Raw genomic sequence first — 17,633 nt, forward strand, 5'->3', positions numbered from 1 at the left:
TTCATGGCCATCAGTTGAGATTTAAAAACAATTTTGATTGTGGTAGAGGCAGCACTTTCTAAACAAAGCCAATGCCATCTCAGGTTCACTCTGTAAAGGTCACCAACCGGAGCGCGGAAAAGAATAAGGTAGATTAAGAAATTGCTTTGTGGTACAGGTCTAATCCTTCAGATTTAATGGTGCTGAAGAATTCTGGGGTAACACTCAGGTAAGAGGCAATGTGGTACTGCGGAATGCGCTGCGGCAGGTCCGGAAATTTGAGAAGGAAGTCACGGTAATTTTCGGCCGCGGTTTGGGTCATCAAAGACAGCATGCGCTTTTTAAAGGCGAAGTAGCCGTTTTGGATCAGTCTTCGGAAAAACAGGTTGAAAACAGGATGATCTTGCGTGAGTTGCTCAAAAACACTGACCTGTACCTGCACGTACTGCGTGGGCTCCAGCGCCTGAATAGATAATAGGGCAGGTTTGTGAAAGGCCACATCACTGATCCAGTAACGTTCTACGGCAAATTCTAAGTTCACTTCTTTGCCAGCCGTGTCTACAATAAAAGACCGCAAGCACCCGCTCTGCACGAAATACATGATGTGGTTTAACTCACCGGTTCGCAGCAAATACTCTTTCTTTTTTGCCTCCTTCAGCTCACAAATAGCCAGAAATGCCGCTTCCTCAGTTGGGGAAAGCGTTACGTACTGTGTAATGGCAGCGGTGAGGAAGTCTAAAGGCAAAGTAAAAGTCAGGTTTCTGTTCTGAGGCAATACAATATAACGACTACTCTCTCATGTACTATTGTTATTTAGAAAGAGCTTGTAAGCTTACTGGTTCTACATTGATTCTACCCTATTACAGCTTGCAACCAAGATCCTTTCAGGATGACAAATAGGGAATGTTACTAACGCAATTTGCTTACCACTGGCTACAAAACTTCGTCTTCGCCTCTTGAAACTCCTGCCACATTTCGCGCAAGATATCTCCGGCAGGCTTAATGTCTTTAACGAGGGCGGCAATCTGACCAATTTCCAGCTCACCTTCGTCCATATCGCCCTCGTACATGCCCCGTTTTGCCCGGCGGGAGCCTAACAGCTCAGCTAGTTCTAAGGTAGTGGCACCTCGTAACTCAGCAGCTTTTACGTCTTGGTAAAACTTGTTCTTGAGCAGACGCACGGGCGTGAGTTGCTTTATCGAAAGTTCTGTATCTCCTTCTTGGGCAGCCACTACACGGTCTTTAAAGCTCTGGTGTGCGCTGGATTCAACACTGGCCACAAACCGGCTGCCTACTTGCACTCCTTCAGCGCCTAAGGCCATAGCACCAAAAATACCGGCTCCGTTTCCAATTCCGCCCGCAGCAATGAGAGGCAAACTCACCGCCTGCCTTACCAGAGGTATAAGGCAAAACGTAGTAGTTTCCTCACGGCCATTGTGCCCGCCTGCTTCAAAACCTTCGGCCACAATGGCGTCTACCCCGGCCTCTTCACACTTGCGGGCAAATTTCACATTACTCACCACATGCACCACCTTAGCTCCGTTCTCCTGAAGAACCTTGGTCCAGGTTTTCGGGTTGCCAGCCGATGTCACCACCACGGGCACTTTCTCTTCCATGATGATCTTGAAATGCTCCTCCAGGTCTGGGTACAGCAAAGGCACGTTCACCCCAAAAGGCTTATCCGTAGCAGCTTTGCACTTCTGAATATGCTCACGCAGCACATCGGGGTACATAGAACCAGCGCCAATAAGTCCCAGTCCGCCAGCGTTACTTACTGCCGATGCCAGTTTCCAGCCGCTACACCAGATCATGCCGGCTTGTATGATAGGGTATTGTATGTTGAAGAGTTGGGTAATTCGGTTCATTGTAAAAGGGACGCTAGACATTAGACGTTAGATACTAGACCTTTTTCACTCATTGAAAATCTAGCATCTAACATCTAACTACTAAAATCTATTTAATTGCTAAAATCAATCTCGGTGCTGTCACCAATGTTAAGGCGTTGGCTGAGGCCTTTCAGGGCGGAGTCTGAACCTACGAGAGATTCTTCCAGCACGGCGTAGGCCAGTTCAGAGTAGCCGCCAATAATGGAATCACGCACAATGGTGTAGTTTAAAATGGCGCATTCGCCAATAGCTACGTTGGGACCGATGATGGAATTGGAGATTTGCACGTCTTTGCCTATGCTGACCGGCGGAATAATGATGGTGTTCTTAAACTGCGGATAGTCTGAGTGCCGGAATTCAGCACGGTTGAGCAGTGTGGCATTGGCTTGCAGCAAGGTGTCTTTGCGACCACAGTCAAACCAATTATCCACGGGACATGACACCATTTTCTCCCCGTTCTGAATCATGTGCATAAGCGCGTCGGTGAGGTGGTGCTCGTTCTGCGTCCGTATATTTTGAGTCACAATGTACTCCAGCGCCTCGGCCAGCTTTGCAGGCGACGATATTTTGTAAAGCCCCACCAACGCAAAGTTTGACTTCGGAATTTTAGGTTTCTCCACCACCTTGGTTATAAATCCATCAGGCCCAACCTCAGTTATACCAAACATGGTGGGGTTCTTCACCTTGTTCACAGCCAGCATGGTATATTCTGAATTAAGCAGCTGCGCCATGTCTACATCTACAATGGTATCACCTAACTGAATCAGCACATTCTCCTCGTGCCGGAACGTTTCCCGCGCCGACCATAACGCATGACCTAATCCCTCGCGGGGCTGCTGCACTATAAACTCCACGTTTAGGCTTGGGTACTTGCGCTGCACATAATGCATGATTTTCTCGCCCAAATAACCCACTACAAATACAAACTGCGTAATGCCCGTAGCCTGTAGCCGCTCAATAATATGCCCTAAAATAGCCTTACCCGCAATAGGCACCAACGCCTTAGGTTGCGTGTGCGTGTGAGGTCTAAGGCGGGCCCCCATACCGGCCACTGGAATAACTGCTTTCATGTTTCTATGCGTGAAGGTGTGAGCCAAAAGCGATCAATTAGCCTGGCTCACCATTACTTTAATAACGCTTTAAGCCCTAATCTACGTAATAATGAATTTAATTCTGAATTTTGAGGGAAAGTTTGCCATTGACCCCGCGCTTCGGTAAATACTTATTGCTATTCTTGAATATTTGCCTGTTCCTTCGTTATCTTTAAAAAATCAACTTTACCTGAGGCTAATTATAGCGAAGCGAGGGCTGCGTTTTAGGCTCCTTTTCAGGAAAACAGCCCAAAACCATACTTTTGACCCACACTTACGTATGAGGGTTAGCCTCTAAAAAAGGACGAATACCACTTACAAACGAACCCTGAACTATGAAAAAACTATTGCTTTACTTTTTTGGCTTACTTGTGCTAGTGTCGCAGAGCTCTTGCGGTTATAACACCATGGTAGAACTTGACGAACAGGTATCGGGTCAGTGGGGTCAGGTGCAAACAGTATATCAACGCCGTGCCGATCTAGTTGGAAATTTAGTAGCTACTGTGAAGGGAGCAGCTAATTTTGAAAAAAGCACACTTGAATCTGTTGTACAAGCACGCGCCCAAGCCACTAGTATCAATTTTAATGCTGATGAACTTACTCCAGAGAACATTCAGAAATTCCAAGCGGCACAGTCACAGTTAAATGGCTCTCTTTCAAGATTAATAGCTTCCGTAGAGGCTTATCCAGATTTAAAAGCTAACCAAAATTTTGTTGAGCTACAGGCCCAATTGGAGGGAATGGAAAATAGAATTGCTGTTGAGCGGCAAAAATTCAACCAAGCCGTGCAACAGTACAACACTTACATCCGCTCTTTCCCTAGAAATATGTACGCTGGCTGGTTTGACTTTGAGAAGAAGGGATATTTTGAGGCCGAGGCCGGTTCCCAAAACGCGCCGAAGGTAGAGTTTTAACGACACAAGACGCTAGACACAAGACATTAGATTTAAGATTCTGAAGTTTTGCGCTACTCTCATTTGTAATGCAGGTCTTCCTGCTTTGCTCTAGTGTATGTTTTAGGGCTATTTTCTTAAAAACAGCCCTAAAACGCATCCATTTCTAATTCCTAATTTTTAATTTCAAATTAAACCAGGATGCCCCGCGACGTAATCACTGAAACCGACGAAGCCCAAATTGTGGCAGCCATTCAGGAGGCTGAGGGCAACACCTCAGGTGAAATAAGGGTGCACATTGAAGACACCTGCGAGGGAGAAGTGCTAGACCGAGCCGCACAGGTGTTTGCGTACCTGCACATGCACCAGACCAAGCTCCGCAACGGCGTTTTGTTTTACGTGGCCATGAAGAGCCATAAGTTTGCCGTTCTAGGCGACGCTGGTATTAATGCCGTTGTCCCCAAAGACTTTTGGCAGGAAATAAACAAAGTGGTGATTGCTGAATTCAAGCAGGGTAACTATGCCGATGGACTGAGCAAAGGAATAAAAATGGCCGGAGAGCAGCTCAAAAGCTATTTCCCGTACGCCGGCGACCACAAAGACATCAACGAACTATCTGATGATATTTCCTTCGGAAGTTCAATGAACGATAAATAAGCAGCATGAGAGATAAGATTTGGCTTTTAGGTGTAGTGCTTTGGCTGTGGTCAGGGGTTGTTACTGCTCAAAACACAAACAAAGACTTTCCACCCAGGCCCAACCCACCTCGTCTGGTTAACGATCTGGCTGACATATTAAGCCCGCAGGAGGAACAGGCGCTGGAGCAGAAGCTGGTGAATTATAATGACAGCACCTCCACTCAAATAGCCATTGTCAATCTCACCTCCATTGGCCCCTATGATATTTCAGATTATGCTTTCAGGCTGGCAGAGCAATGGGGCATTGGCCAGCAAGGCAAAAACAACGGTATTCTAATCATCACGGCCGTAAATGAACGGAAAGTGTTCATTGCCACCGGCTACGGCATGGAAGGCGTAGTACCCGACGCTATTGCCAAACGCATTACCGAGTACACCATTAAACCCGAATATCAGCAAGGCAACTACTACGCCGGCCTAGAAAAAGGCACCAGCTTTATCATAGACGTAGCCAGTGGCGAATATAAAGCGGACCCTCGTGCCCGCCAAGGCCAAGGCGAGGGCGGATTCAACATGCTGTGGGTGGTCATTGGCGTCATGATTCTGATCTTCATCATTAGCCGTAGGGGCGGTGGTGGCCGGGGCGGCAGACGCGGCGGCATGCGCACCTTAGGTGGGCCATTCTTCCCGCCGGTTATCTTCGGCGACTTCTCTGGTGGCCGGGGCGTCTTTGGCGGCGGTGGAGGTTTTGGTGGAGGCGGAGGCGGCTTCGGTGGGTTTGGCGGCGGAAGCTTTGGCGGTGGTGGCGCCGGCTCCAGCTGGTAAGTCCAGTGAACAGTAAGTAGTGAGCAGTAACCAGTAAAGAGTGTTATTGAGCAGTGGTTAAATAGAAATAAACTCGAGGCAACGCTCCCACTGTTTACATGTTTACCCTTTGACACGGAGCATAAAAATAGTGTTTTGGCTATGTTTTTCGGAAATAAAGGCTAAAACGGCATTTCTATAAAGTTCCTATGCGCGAGACTACTGCATAGTCGGGTCATAAAAGGGAGCGCAAGAGTGAAGTTTTTCTCTTTCTGTTTTCCCTATAAGATTGAGTTCCGGAGGGGCGGAAGTAGTAGGCTCTCTTCCGCTGAGTAGTTCAAAAAATAGCTCAATTCCCTTAAGCACGCACTACCTAAAGCAGCGAGGCCGGAGTTACTGTGTAACACCGGCCTCGCTGCTTGTAATAAGTACTCTTACAGCACTGGCTCCACCTTATAACCTTGTTGGCGCAGCAGCTCAATTAAACCGGTATCACCTGGCAGGTGCGCTGCCCCTACGGCCACAAAAGAGCGAGTCTCCTGCATCTGCCTCAACAAAGGAGTCAACCACTTCTTGTTTCGCTCATCTAGTAGCAATTCCTGTGAGTCTTCGGGTCCTCTCTGTGAAGCAATTAAGCTATACAACCCTTCCAGGTCTTCTTGCTGATAAAGGTCTAACATCTTACGCATAAGATGGCGCTGGCGGTCAAACTGCTTTACGTTGTTTAGCAACTGCGTAGCCTGCGTCTCTAACGTTGACTGATCAAAAAGCGCTATCTGCTCTTGTGGCGTTTCTAGTACAGAAATATTTTTATGCCATTTCTTTGCCAGATTAAGCAACTCCAAATCATATGACTCAGGGGCGTACCCCAATAGCTTTGGATATAATAAGAGCTGCCCTAAAAAGCCCGGCTTAATAAACCGGAACTGATCCATATTTTTCTCTAGTGTATCATGCACAAACTGGCTCAGAAGCGAATAATCTTGTGGAGTCATTAAAGACTCTATAGATTTGTTCATGCGCATAGCTTTAGAAAGACCACGAGTTAGCTCAGGACTATCTAAATCTACCTCAAAAACAACCGTTTCGGATTTCATCATCTTTTGTTTTACCTTACCAGGCATAACAAATTCCTCTTTGGGCACCAAGTGAAAGGTTCCGAACAGGTAAGAAGTTTTGATACCTTTTCCGCTCACTTTCCAAAGTAACGACTGGGGCTTAGCAACTGGCTCACCGCAAACACCTTTGGCAGGAGACACCAATCCTAGACAAAGGAAAAAGCAAAGAGCTGAGAAAAAGGCGCTGCTATACGAACTCATTGTTATAAGGTTACAATTCTTCATCAAAAATATGAGTTTTTTACTTGCGTACCTCAACGTGGAATAGGCTTTTTTTAAATATATCGAAAAGTTATTTAAAAAGTCTAACTATTTGCAGACAAAGTATTTATATAGTTTCTTTAATATTCTAAAGATCCTGAAGCTTTCTTTACAAAATACAAATACCTTATTTGACAAAAATTCATGAACCGCACCCATACCTCCTCTGCTCCGTCGGCTAAAATTCTAAATACAGCCGTTATTGTGGCTGCACTAGGCTATTTTGTAGACATATATGACTTGGTCTTGTTCAGTATAGTGCGCATAGCTAGTTTGCAAGACTTGGGTATAACCTCCCCTGAACGATTATTAGAAGACGGAGTCAGACTTATAAATATGCAAATGACCGGTATGCTGCTGGGCGGTATTTTATGGGGCATATTAGGCGACAAACGCGGACGTATTTCGGTATTGTTTGGCTCTATATTCTTGTACTCTTCCGCTAACATAGCCAATGGTTTTGTTTCTGATATTGATACTTATGCCTGGCTTAGATTTATTGCCGGCATTGGTCTGGCCGGAGAACTGGGAGCGGGCATTACCTTGGTAACGGAGGTGCTACCTAAAGAAAAAAGAGGCTACGGAACAACCATTGTGGCATCGGTGGGCATATCAGGGGCCATTCTGGCTGGCGTGATAGGCGAATACTTCCACTGGAGAACCGCCTATTTTGTGGGCGGCGGTTTGGGCATGTTGCTGCTCTTGCTCCGCATTGGCGTGTATGAGTCAGGCATGTTCTCTCGCACCAAAAGCCAAGATGTGTCTAGAGGCAATTTTCTGAGTCTTTTCACCAACCGTACCCGCTTCTTCAAGTACCTCAAGTGCATTCTCATTGGCTTGCCCATTTGGTTTGTGGTGGGTGTGCTTATTACTTTTTCGCCAGAAATTAGCCAGACTCTTAACACGGCCGCTCCTATTTCCGCAGCTAAGGGAATAGCTTTCTCATACTTCGGGCTTACCCTTGGAGATGTAGCCAGTGGCTTATTAAGTCAGAAACTAAAAAGCCGTAAGCGGGTCGTAGTGCTGTTTCTGTTCTTGCTCAGTGGCATTATAGCGCTGTACCTTTTGGCACATGGCGCCAGTGAGACTTACTTCTACGCTTTGTGTGTGGCACTGGGCTTTGGCGGCGGTTACTGGGCAGTTTTTGTGACCATAGCGGCTGAGCAGTTCGGCACCAATATTAGGGCTACGGTTACCACCACCGTACCTAATTTTGTGCGGGGCGCGGTGGTCATCCTTACGCTCTCTTTCAAATGGCTGCGCGATGATCTGGGCTTATTAGAAACGGCAGCGGTATTGGGAGCAGCTACTATTGTTATTGCGCTGGCGTCTATACTCACTTTGCCTGAGAGCTTCAGCAAAGACTTAGACTATCATGAGGAGTAGCTGTTTTTAGCCTATTTTTGGTAAACTAGGCCTATAACGCTTATTTATTTTCTTTATTCATTTTAACCCTTACCGGTACAGTGTATTTCACAGATACCTTTTGCCCGCCTTGGCTGCCCGGGGTCCAGAGGGGCATAGAAAGGACCGCCTTCACACCTTTCTTGGCTAGGTTTTCGTCATTGGTGCGTACCACCTGCACATGACCTACCTTCCCGTCTGGACCAACCACAAAGCTAATGATGACCTCACTGCCTTCTTTTAATTGTCTGAAGGTGAAGACAGGATTCAGCTTCCCGTTCAAAAATTTGAACATGGCTTCTTGGCCACCCGGAAACTGGGGCATTACCTCCAGAGGATAATAGGTTACTTCATCGCCGCTTTCATCAAAGCAGTGGCCTTCTACCAATTCATCCTCAGAATATACATCGTGCCGTTTTAGTTGAGCATTGGAGTGGTAAGATCTAGTATCGCCCTGCAACTTTCCGTTAGAATAGTTCCTAACCATTTGAAGCTGGCCGTTTTCATACCACAGTTCAGCTTTCCGAGTTAACTGGCCTTTGTAATAATAAGCTCTATATTTTATTTGTCCGTTCTGGTACCATGTGGTGGTTAAGCCATCTCTGACAGAATCCAGCTTACTATAATTGATTTCCTGATAGGGCAACCCGTTGATATAATAATCTTTTATAATGCCTCTTCCGGTGGAGGGCTCAGTTACCTGCTTCATCCTATAGTATACCGCCTCCCTTTCCGGAACCTCTTCAAAATTTGAATTCAGAAAAAGAACGGAATCAGTTTGGCTAAGGCAGGTGACGGTGGCGCACAACCACAGACATAAGGTTAAAAGTATTTTCAAGGCAATGTTTCTTCCTTCACAAATTCTTACGAAGCTTAGGCAATGGCACCTTTTGCTTTATTTTATGTTGTAATGAATAGCAAGATAAAGATTAATTTTGAGGATGATTCTTTTTAACGAGACAGTAAGTATAGAGAACGCCGTTGCCGCCGAGTGGTTAGAGTGGATGAAAGAAACCCATATACCAGAGGTAATGGCCACCACTTTTTTTGTAAAATACCAGATAGCCAAAGTAATGGAAGAGGAAGACACCGGCGGCACCACCTTTGCCGTGCAGTACTTCGCCCGCCATATGGACGACCTGCTAGAGTACCACCGCGACCATGATCAGAATATGCAGGCAAAAATGCAAGCTAAATACGCCGGCAAATACGCCGCTTTCAGAACCGTACTGGAAGTCATTGAATAATGATCAATGAGTAATGAAAAATGATTAATGAATCATAAATAAAACAGCCCGAAATCGCTTTTGCGATTTCGGGCTGTTTTCGTAAAAAGAGGCTTAAAACACGTTTACTGTTCTACTACCTCAATTCATTAATCATTTGTTAATGTCATTACTCATCCATCATTCAAAAGCCTGTAGTTGGGCTTTGCTAAGGTTACAGTTGGTCCATTCCTCATCTAAATTTGCGCCAATAGAGCGGTAGAAATTAATGGCGGGGCCATTCCATTCCAGCACCTGCCACTTCATGCGTTGGTAGTTTCCTTCTTTGGCGGCCTCTACCACTGCCCTGAACAACAAACGGCCAATGCCTCTCCGGCGGTGCCGCTCTGTTACCACAATATCTTCTAAGAACAGCATTTTGCCTTTCCAGGTGGAGTAGGCGGTGTAGTACAGGGCAATGGCCACAATGCCTTCCTCGGCAGAATCAGCCACATAGAATTCAAAAATAGATTTATCGCCGAAACCATCGCGCCGCATGTCTTCAATGGTATTGGTCACTTCATCAGGGGCTTTTTCGTACACGGCCAGTTCTACAATTAGGGCGTGTACTTGGGGCAGGTCGGCCTCGGTGCCTTTTCTAATGGTAACGGTTAAGCTCATATGTTCTCTAAACTAAATCAACTACAGGTTTCAAGCTGGCTAGAAGTTAGTCGCGCTTTGAATCACGTTTCTGCTGTTTCTCGGCCCGCTTCTCTTTTAACGATTTGGTGGCTTCTTTTTTGCCACTTTCTTTTGAGGGTGATTTTCCTTTTGCCATAACGGTACCGGTTTAGTTGAATTTACTCAATATACAAAACTATTCATGCAGGGCAACAGGCCCCGCCCCTAAATTTACCAGAATCACCTACCGCACCTCATTCTTTTTACCCTCCCTTTTCCTACCACTCACCTTAAAAATCTGCTCTCTGGCTTTTCTGCTTCATTTTTACAATGCTCCGGCTGCTATCATTGCCTCTCAATTACCGAAGCTCACTTTGGGACTTGCCTCCACTGAATCAAAACACCTACCTCTAATAGAGCTGACAATTTCACCATAAATTTTGTACAACCTATGCTTGACACCAGCAAAAAATTCTCATTGCTCACGTACTTTCTCTTCCTGCTTCTTGCCCTGCTTACCTTCTTCTGGGGGCAGCACTTGCTCCCAACTTTAACCGGCATCCGTCTCTTTGGTCCTTGGTCTATGGGTTTGCTGTTGCTGGGGCTTCCTTTTCTCTTGATTCAGCACCAGGCCAGGCTGCCGCAGATTTGGGAGCCCACCGTTAAAAACAAAGACCGGATCTGGATTCCGGTAACCATTGGTTTAGCTTTTGGCGCCTTTGATGTGTTGGTAGCAAAGTTGATCCTGCACCCTGAGCCATACACGGAGCTTCCGCCGTTTCTGCAGCCTTTCCCTTATTCTCTGGGGCTGTATTTCTCCGGTGCGTTGTACGTAGAGGTGTTTTACAGGCTGGTTCCTATCACGTTGGTGCTTTGGCTGGAGCAGAAGATATGGAAGGGGAAATACGCCGGTGTCGCTTTCTGGACCATTGCTCTGCTGACTTCTCTGCGCGAGCCACTAGAACAGCTTTCTACCGGGGCGGCCTGGTTTATGACTTATTCCTGCCTTGCTGGTTTCGCCTTTAACTTTTTGCAGGCTATTTACTACAGAAAAGCGGGCTTTCTGGCCAATTTACTGATTAGGCTTTCGCACTACCTGTTATGGCACATTTTGCTAGGTATTTATGTGGAATACGTAGAGCTGGCTCCATAAAAGGTATCTTTCCGTTTTCGGGCTGTTTTTATAAAAGCAGCGAAAACGGAAAGATTAGACCGCCACCTCCCTCATCCATGCGTTGAATTCCGGCGTTCTGCGGCGGCTTACAAATACTTCTTCCTTGAATGGCGGCTCAAGAGTGAGAAGCAAGCGGCCCGTTCCGTCTGAGGAAAACTTTCTGACGGCGTTCATTTGTGCCAGCACCTGCCTATTTAAGCGGAAAAAAGCATTTGGGGGCAGCATGTTCTCGAAATACTCCAACGTTTCATCAACCAAAAAATCTTTACCAGAAAAGGTGCGCAGAAAGGTAAGCTCTTGGGCTTTATAGAAATACGCCACCTCCGGCAGCGGAACCGGAACCAAGGCTTTGCCCTGCTGCGCCATAATATTGCGGACTGGGGCTTCTGCCTTCGCTTCGCTTATAGTTGACAGGTTTTGCGGGGTCTGTAGCTTAGCTTCATACTCTTCTTGCACCCGCAGCAGCGCATACACCAGGTGCAGGTTCAGGAAAATCAGAAACGACACCGGCACATCGGTCACCAGCACTACCGTTACATTAAACACTGCCGCCCGGTGCGCGTTCATAATAAACTCGTTATAGACAAAGGAAAGCAGCGTTACAAACAACATGGTAACGCCAATACCTAACAAGGCCTGCTGCACTACACGCGGCACTGCCGAAGTAAGCCAGGAATAGGTTAGGTCCAGTTTTTTTATGATGGCATGGTTGTACTCCCATAAAAGCCACACGGCCACCATGCAAACGGCCAGATCAGCGTAGTAGCCGGGCGACTTTAATAAATCTATCAATGGCGCGGGTTCGCCGATATGTCTGAACAGCACCCCAATGAATGGCGAAATAACCAATCTGGTTTTAAAATCTGGATACCCTGACATGATAAGAGGCGACGTTCTGAATGATTTTATGGCCATGAAAGATACAACTTGTTGCCAAGAGGTTGCAAGCCCGCACTTCCAAAAAAAATAGCCGATGCACTGGCACCGGCTATTTATTGAAACCAGTTTTTTTTACCGCTACTTTTGAAACGGAGTAACGCCCATGTTGTAGAACGTGAAAGCCCAGACATCGGCAGCTTCGGCAATTTGCGCGGTGGTAGACTTTCCTGCGCCGTGGCCTGCTTTTACATCAACTCTAATCAAGTACGGGCCAGGGCCCGCGGCTTTCTCCTGCAACGTGGCAATGTACTTGAACGAGTGCGCCGGCACCACGCGGTCATCATGGTCGGCAGTGGTGACCAGAGTGGCGGGGTAGCGCGTGCCTTCTTTAATATTGTGGATAGGTGAAAATACCATCAGGTTCTTGAACTGATCAGGATCATCTGAAGAACCGTATTCCGGCACCCAGGCCCACCCAATGGTGAACTTATGGAACCGCAGCATGTCCATTACACCCACAGCGGGCAGGGCTACTTTAAACATCTCGGGCCGCTGGTTGGCTACCGCGCCAATGAGCAAGCCACCGTTAGAGCCCCCGGCAATGGCCAGCTTCTCAGACGACGTATATTTTTGGTTTATCAGGTACTCGGCGGCAGCTATGAAGTCATCAAACACGTTCTGCTTGTTGGGCGTCATGCCCGCTTTGTGCCAAGCCTCGCCATACTCGCCACCGCCCCTAATATTGGCTACTGCCAGCACGCCGCCGTTCTCCAGCCACACCATACGCGAGATGCTGAATCCTGGGGTCATAGAAGCATTAAATCCGCCGTAGGCGTAGAGGTACGTGGGGCTGGTGCCGTGTAGCTTCAATCCTTTTTTGTGGGTGATGAACATAGGCACTTTAGTACCGTCTTTGCTGGTGTAGAAGATCTGCTTCGTTTCATAAGCCTCCATGTCCACATCTACCTCGGCTTTGCGGAACAGCGTAGATTTGTTGCTGGCTATATCATATTGGTAGATGGCGCTAGGGTAGGTGTAGGAGGTAAAGGTGTAGAAAACCGTTTTGTCTTCCTTCTTGCCGCCAAACCCGCTGGCCGTGCCAATGGTAGGCAATTGCACATCGTGCAGCCATTTACCATTGGTATCGTGTACCCGCACCAGTGTGGCTGCATCTTTCATGTAGTTCAAAATGAGTTTCCCGCCTACCAGTGAGGCATAGTTGAGCACATTGTCTGTCTCGGGCACCAAAGTTTTCCAGTTGGCGGGCTTGGGGTTTTTCAGGTCTACCTGAACAAGCTTGTATTTAGGTGCGTCTTGGTTCGTGAGCACAATCAGTTTGTCCCCTATATTCTCCACCACCTGATATTCCTTGTCAAAGGTTTCTATAAGGGGCATAATTGGGCTGTTGGCTTTGGTGAGGTCTTTCACATACAGGCTGTTGTTGCTGGTACCCTCAGAGGCGGTGAGAATAAGGTAACGCTCATCTTCAGTGGTGCCTGCAAAGAGTAGGCGAAGCGGGTGCTCCTTTGCTTCCCAAATCAATTTGTCCTGGCTCTGCGGTGTGCCTATTTTATGGTAGTACACTTTATGGTACTCATTTTTATTGGCCAGCTTTGAGCCTTGGGTGGGTTCTGCATAGCGGCTGTAGAAGAATCCGTCTTTGTGCCAGCTGGTACCTGAGAACTTAATCCAGTGCAACTCGTCTTGCAGCTTTTTACCGGTGGCTACGTCCAGCACATAGGCGTCGCGCCAGTCTGAGCCGCCGGTGGAGGTGGTGTACACGGCATACCTGGCATCTTTACTGAAAGCAAGGCTTCCCAAAGAAGTAGTACCGTCTTCTGACAGTTTGTTAGGGTCAAGGAAGACTTCTGGCTCTCCGTTCAGGCCTTTCTGGCGGTAGAGCACCGCCTGGTTCTGCAAGCCGTTGTTCTTGTAGAAATAATAATAGTCGCCTTCCTTGAAGGGTGCGCTGTATTTGGGGTAGTTCCAAAGTTGGGTCAGGCGCTGCTTCAGTTGGTCGCGGAACGGAATCTTATCCAGATAATCAAAAGTGACTTCATTCTGGGCTTTTACCCACTGGGCTACGTTATCGGCAGTATCCGCTTCGAGCCAACGGTAAGGATCAGGCACTTGTGTGCCGTGGTAAGTATCAACGTGGTTTTCTTTAGGTGTTTTTGGGTACATGATAGAAGTGTTAGCAGATGCCGTGGGCGTCATAGCCTCGGCACCTTTTGTGTCTTGGGTAGCGACCGAGGACGTGCTGGTTTTACAGCCAGAGGCCACCGCAAAAGCTCCGGCAAAGAGTACAAATGAAAATTTTCTCATTGTATATGTGCGTCTAGTTTACTTGAAAGAACAAAGAAAGATTCAACAATTAGCTTCCGCCTTGCATTACGAAGTTCTGTTAACTTGGTGAACAATTTTGCTTTGCAGCCACCACCAGGCTTCCACCACCGTTCTGATGCCGGGCAAATACAAGATGCCAAACAGGTAGTAGTTCTTGTCTAGCAGACGCTGCCGGTACGCTTCAAACCCTACATAGCCATCTTGCTCACCGCTGGGGTACTGCCTTTTATATGATGCCTCACGCCGGCTTCCGCCCCAGGAAGTTTGCACGTGCTGTGCCTTTATAACCTTGTTGAGAAAGAGCGAATAAGGGAAAAACAAACAAAGCAGCACCAGACAAGCCACTACAAAGCTTACCAGAAAAGCAAACTGGTTGAGCAAGTGAAAACAGATGAGAAACGCGCCCACCCAAGGTCTTAAGGTAGGTCGCCAAGCAGCCCAGATGGAGGTTGCCTGCAGATAAGTTACCCCCACAAAACCTAATTGCCACACCCACGCATAGTCGGTGAAAAGAGGAGCAAAGGTTAGGGGTAAATCATTATCTCTGAAGTTGACCAAGGCGTTGTAAAGGGCAGCCTCAGGCTTCAACCAATGCACATCGGTTGAGCTGGTTAGCAACTTGTAAGCTAAAGCCGCCACTTTCCACGTTCCGGCCAATGAATAGGTGAACAACAGACCCAGATAAAACCAGTTGATGCCGGTACTTACCTCTTGCTTCCCCGAAAACAGGCTGCTTTTATTAAAACAGGCGAAAACCAGAAACAAGTGCGCCAGTAAGAACAGGTGGTTTACGTTGGGCAGGTATCCGTAGCTCCAGATGATTAGGTTTATCCACAACAGGCAAAGTGCCAGCACAACCTGAGCTAGTAAAGAACTTCTCCAGATGAATTTCACCCCGTTCATGGCCGCCGCTATGGCAATCACACCTAAAAACACCTCTTTCCCTGGCAAAGCAGGAATTAAACATTCGCTTATCAGCCCCTCAGGGGTAAATAGTACGGCAGGCCGTTGCAGCAGGACTTCAAACTTTGCCCAAGCCCAATACAGCCACACAAATGTGAAGATTCGTAACGCTGTTTCTGCATAAAAGAAATCTACACCCGTGCGCAGGCGTTGCTGTACACCACTCAGGTCTAGCTCCTTCGTATTTATTTGGATATTGGGCATTTTACTTGAAACGGGCAACAGTGATGGTGTCATACTTCTCCGGGTGGTTCAGTAAATCTTTTACCTGCATGGTTTCCTGCACCACTCTGTATTCCTGCGCTTTTGGGTGCACATGCTTGACAAAAGCCTCCAGTTTCTCCCGGTTGTTGGTCGTTCCGCTGCTATCTGCGGCTACCCGGCTGGCCAACTCCCAAAGCATGTAGGTATAATCATCCCGGTTGAAAGTAGGGGTAGCCTGTACCTGCTGCCGCTTGAACTGGGTTTCTCCGGCCTGGCGTGTATACACTCTATAAACGCTGTAGACATGGGTATTCCCCCTAGGTTGAGTGTACAACTTCCAGTTAAAGAAAGGGTAAATCTCGCCCCAGCCCTGGCGTAGGGTAAAAGTAGACGCCAAGGCTCCTGCCATGCTCAGCAGCACTAAAGCTTTCAGAAAGAAGAGTCGCCGGTGGTAACGGGGCATATACTATTTAAAACAGGCTCTATAATAAACATTCCTTCCGGATTCTCCTCACACTCTTCCCGATAAGGGATTAAAACACATCTAACCGCAGTGCTTAACTCTTATTTGAAGAATTTTAAAAATACTGTATCTATGCCATGTCAAATCATATACAATATCTATGTTCAAAAATTTACTTTTAATTCTGTTCATGGGCTGTAGTTTGGCGGCCTTCGCTCAAAAAGATTTTCGGCCGGGCTACATTATTACCTTAGAAGGAGACACGCTACGCGGCCAGATACGCGACCGGTCTGATGCCCGAAATAGCCGTTCCGTCATTTTTAAACAAGGCCAGGAGGCGTTGGTAAAAGAATATGAACCCGCTGAAGTAATGGGGTTCGGCATTGAAGACCAAAAGCTTTTTCTTCCGGAAAGGGTACCTATTATAAAGGTGACACCTGTAGGCAGCGACACTACATGGCAGGTTGTATTTCTGCAGCAGTTAGTAACAGGGCCAATCTCGCTTTTCTATCTTAAAACTGCCGGTGAACCAGATCGTTTTTTCCTACGCCGGGCCAATGGCAGGTTCTCTGAGCTGGAAAGCAGAAAGCAAATAGTAGAAGTAAACGGTAAGCATTACCAAAAAACGTTAAACTTTTACCAAGACACCCTTAGAGCAATTTTTGCGGCATGCCCGCAAGTAGCCGAGCAAGCAGCCAAGGCAGAGTTTACCCTTGGGCAGCTATCCAAGGCTTTTGTTGCCTACAACCAATGCGCTGACCCAAAAGAACAGGTCACTGTCTCTGAAACAGCTACAAGAAAAACTGTGGTGCTAGGATCTGCTACACTTGGATATGCAATAGGTAGCACTCGCTCATCTGGGGAACAAACTCTGCTTAATAGTCCTACAGGTAAGAAAGGACCTAGCGGCGGAGTAGCGATCAACATCTTAAACACAGGCTTTAGCAAGAATTTTTCTCTTCAATTCGGCTTGGACTATACCAACAAAGGCGCGGTAGGCCACCATTACACTTACTCTAATTCTACCACCCCAACCACAACTACTATTGATATGCAGGTGGTTAACTTTTCTACGATCATTAGATTTAATACTGCTATTGGCAAACTTAAGCACTACATAGGAGCTGGGCCAACGGCCGGTTACGTACTAAACTACAATGACGCTTATCAGTACGGGAATCATGTGGGAGTATTCCCCAATACAAAAGCTGAATACGGCCTTGCCTCTGAAGCCGCAATTTTGTTTCCTCTAAAAGCCAATCAAGGTGTTGCCCTTTCTTTACGATATGAGCGTACCCGCATCAGCTTTAACTTTACCAACCGTGGTGAGTATTACAATCACTATTTCAGACTGGGAGTAGGGTACTGGTTTTCTTCTAGACAATAGCTTCTTCTAGATTTAAAGCCGCTTCCAATACTTAAGAACAATAAAAGTTTAGTTTTACCGTTTTGGTAACTGAAGTAGTTCCTGTTTAGTTGTTTTAGGTATCTGTCTGTAAGGGGCAGGTACCTTTTTCATTTTCTACTGGCGGCAGAGGCTCTTTTTCTGAGGCCTATATTATTACAAAACCCCTCATCCAAACCTAAGACTTTCACGTACATAGGGCAATTGGAAACCTGCTTGCAATCTAGTACCTTTCTCTA

General features: G+C 47.0%; 17 protein-coding genes. 7 read left to right on the forward strand and 10 right to left on the reverse strand.

Annotated elements, in window-relative coordinates:
- Positions 1 to 133 precede the first annotated feature (133 nt).
- The 3 genes from A8O23_RS09895 to A8O23_RS09905 form a co-directional block, all read right to left on the reverse strand.
- Positions 134 to 724: a Crp/Fnr family transcriptional regulator gene (locus A8O23_RS09895; RefSeq protein WP_161486717.1), complete on the reverse strand. Its 591-nt coding sequence runs from the start codon at positions 722 to 724 to the stop codon at positions 134 to 136.
- Between the two features lie 178 nt (positions 725 to 902).
- The gene (locus A8O23_RS09900; RefSeq protein WP_066620308.1) at positions 903 to 1,844 is read right to left on the reverse strand and encodes an NAD(P)H-dependent flavin oxidoreductase; all 942 of its coding nucleotides are present in this window, start codon (positions 1,842 to 1,844) and stop codon (positions 903 to 905) included.
- Positions 1,845 to 1,936: 92 nt separating this feature from the next.
- Positions 1,937 to 2,935 (reverse strand): sugar phosphate nucleotidyltransferase, encoded by a 999-nt coding sequence (locus A8O23_RS09905; RefSeq protein WP_066620320.1) that lies wholly within the window; start codon positions 2,933 to 2,935, stop codon positions 1,937 to 1,939.
- Positions 2,936 to 3,291: 356 nt separating this feature from the next.
- Between A8O23_RS09905 and A8O23_RS09910 the strand changes: the two genes are divergently transcribed.
- The 3 genes from A8O23_RS09910 to A8O23_RS09920 all read left to right on the forward strand — a co-directional run bounded on the left by A8O23_RS09910 (position 3,292) and on the right by A8O23_RS09920 (position 5,312).
- A complete protein-coding gene (locus A8O23_RS09910; RefSeq protein ID WP_066620322.1) occupies positions 3,292 to 3,870 on the forward strand; it encodes a LemA family protein in 579 nt (192 codons plus the stop codon).
- 180 nt (positions 3,871 to 4,050) lie between these two features.
- A complete protein-coding gene (locus tag A8O23_RS09915; protein ID WP_066620325.1) occupies positions 4,051 to 4,506 on the forward strand; it encodes a TPM domain-containing protein in 456 nt (151 codons plus the stop codon).
- Between the two features lie 5 nt (positions 4,507 to 4,511).
- Positions 4,512 to 5,312: a TPM domain-containing protein gene (locus A8O23_RS09920; RefSeq protein ID WP_066620327.1), complete on the forward strand. Its 801-nt coding sequence runs from the start codon at positions 4,512 to 4,514 to the stop codon at positions 5,310 to 5,312.
- Positions 5,313 to 5,725: 413 nt separating this feature from the next.
- Here A8O23_RS09920 and A8O23_RS09925 read toward each other — a convergent pair whose 3' ends face one another.
- A complete protein-coding gene (locus A8O23_RS09925; protein WP_161486718.1) occupies positions 5,726 to 6,610 on the reverse strand; it encodes a TraB/GumN family protein in 885 nt (294 codons plus the stop codon).
- Positions 6,611 to 6,814: 204 nt separating this feature from the next.
- Between A8O23_RS09925 and A8O23_RS09930 the strand changes: the two genes are divergently transcribed.
- Positions 6,815 to 8,056, forward strand: a complete 1,242-nt coding sequence (locus A8O23_RS09930; protein WP_066620338.1) for an MFS transporter — start codon at positions 6,815 to 6,817, stop codon at positions 8,054 to 8,056.
- 40 nt (positions 8,057 to 8,096) lie between these two features.
- Here the strand turns inward: A8O23_RS09930 and A8O23_RS09935 are convergent, their stop codons facing one another.
- Positions 8,097 to 8,912 carry an energy transducer TonB gene (locus A8O23_RS09935; RefSeq protein WP_153042150.1) on the reverse strand — a complete coding sequence of 272 codons (816 nt, stop codon included), beginning with the start codon at positions 8,910 to 8,912 and terminating at the stop codon, positions 8,097 to 8,099.
- 103 nt (positions 8,913 to 9,015) lie between these two features.
- Between A8O23_RS09935 and A8O23_RS09940 the strand changes: the two genes are divergently transcribed.
- Entirely contained in the window at positions 9,016 to 9,321 is a 306-nt protein-coding gene (locus A8O23_RS09940) for a DUF4286 family protein (protein WP_066620344.1), read from the forward strand.
- A gap of 159 nt (positions 9,322 to 9,480) precedes the next feature.
- Here A8O23_RS09940 and A8O23_RS09945 read toward each other — a convergent pair whose 3' ends face one another.
- Entirely contained in the window at positions 9,481 to 9,960 is a 480-nt protein-coding gene (locus A8O23_RS09945; protein WP_066620347.1) for a GNAT family N-acetyltransferase, read from the reverse strand.
- A gap of 451 nt (positions 9,961 to 10,411) precedes the next feature.
- Here A8O23_RS09945 and A8O23_RS09950 point away from each other — a divergent pair, with 451 nt between their 5' ends.
- Complete coding sequence (locus A8O23_RS09950) at positions 10,412 to 11,113, forward strand: hypothetical protein (RefSeq protein ID WP_066620349.1); 702 nt, start codon at positions 10,412 to 10,414, stop codon at positions 11,111 to 11,113.
- Between the two features lie 54 nt (positions 11,114 to 11,167).
- Here A8O23_RS09950 and A8O23_RS09955 read toward each other — a convergent pair whose 3' ends face one another.
- From A8O23_RS09955 to A8O23_RS09970, 4 genes are all read right to left on the reverse strand, one after another.
- Positions 11,168 to 12,049: a LytR/AlgR family response regulator transcription factor gene (locus A8O23_RS09955; protein WP_082882982.1), complete on the reverse strand. Its 882-nt coding sequence runs from the start codon at positions 12,047 to 12,049 to the stop codon at positions 11,168 to 11,170.
- 102 nt (positions 12,050 to 12,151) lie between these two features.
- Positions 12,152 to 14,338 (reverse strand): prolyl oligopeptidase family serine peptidase, encoded by a 2,187-nt coding sequence (locus A8O23_RS09960; protein ID WP_066620360.1) that lies wholly within the window; start codon positions 14,336 to 14,338, stop codon positions 12,152 to 12,154.
- Positions 14,339 to 14,404: 66 nt separating this feature from the next.
- Positions 14,405 to 15,559 (reverse strand): hypothetical protein, encoded by a 1,155-nt coding sequence (locus A8O23_RS09965; RefSeq protein ID WP_153042151.1) that lies wholly within the window; start codon positions 15,557 to 15,559, stop codon positions 14,405 to 14,407.
- Complete coding sequence (locus A8O23_RS09970) at positions 15,528 to 15,989, reverse strand: hypothetical protein (protein ID WP_066620366.1); 462 nt, start codon at positions 15,987 to 15,989, stop codon at positions 15,528 to 15,530. The genes A8O23_RS09965 and A8O23_RS09970 overlap by 32 nt, the downstream gene beginning before the upstream one ends.
- A 160-nt stretch (positions 15,990 to 16,149) precedes the next feature.
- On the opposite strand from A8O23_RS09970, the gene A8O23_RS09975 reads away from it, so the two are divergent.
- Positions 16,150 to 17,376, forward strand: a complete 1,227-nt coding sequence (locus A8O23_RS09975; protein ID WP_066620368.1) for a hypothetical protein — start codon at positions 16,150 to 16,152, stop codon at positions 17,374 to 17,376.
- Positions 17,377 to 17,633 lie beyond the last annotated feature (257 nt).

The sequence above is a fragment of the Rufibacter roseus genome, assembly GCF_001647285.1.
In the GTDB taxonomy this organism is placed as follows: Bacteria; Bacteroidota; Bacteroidia; order Cytophagales; family Hymenobacteraceae; genus Nibribacter; species Nibribacter roseus.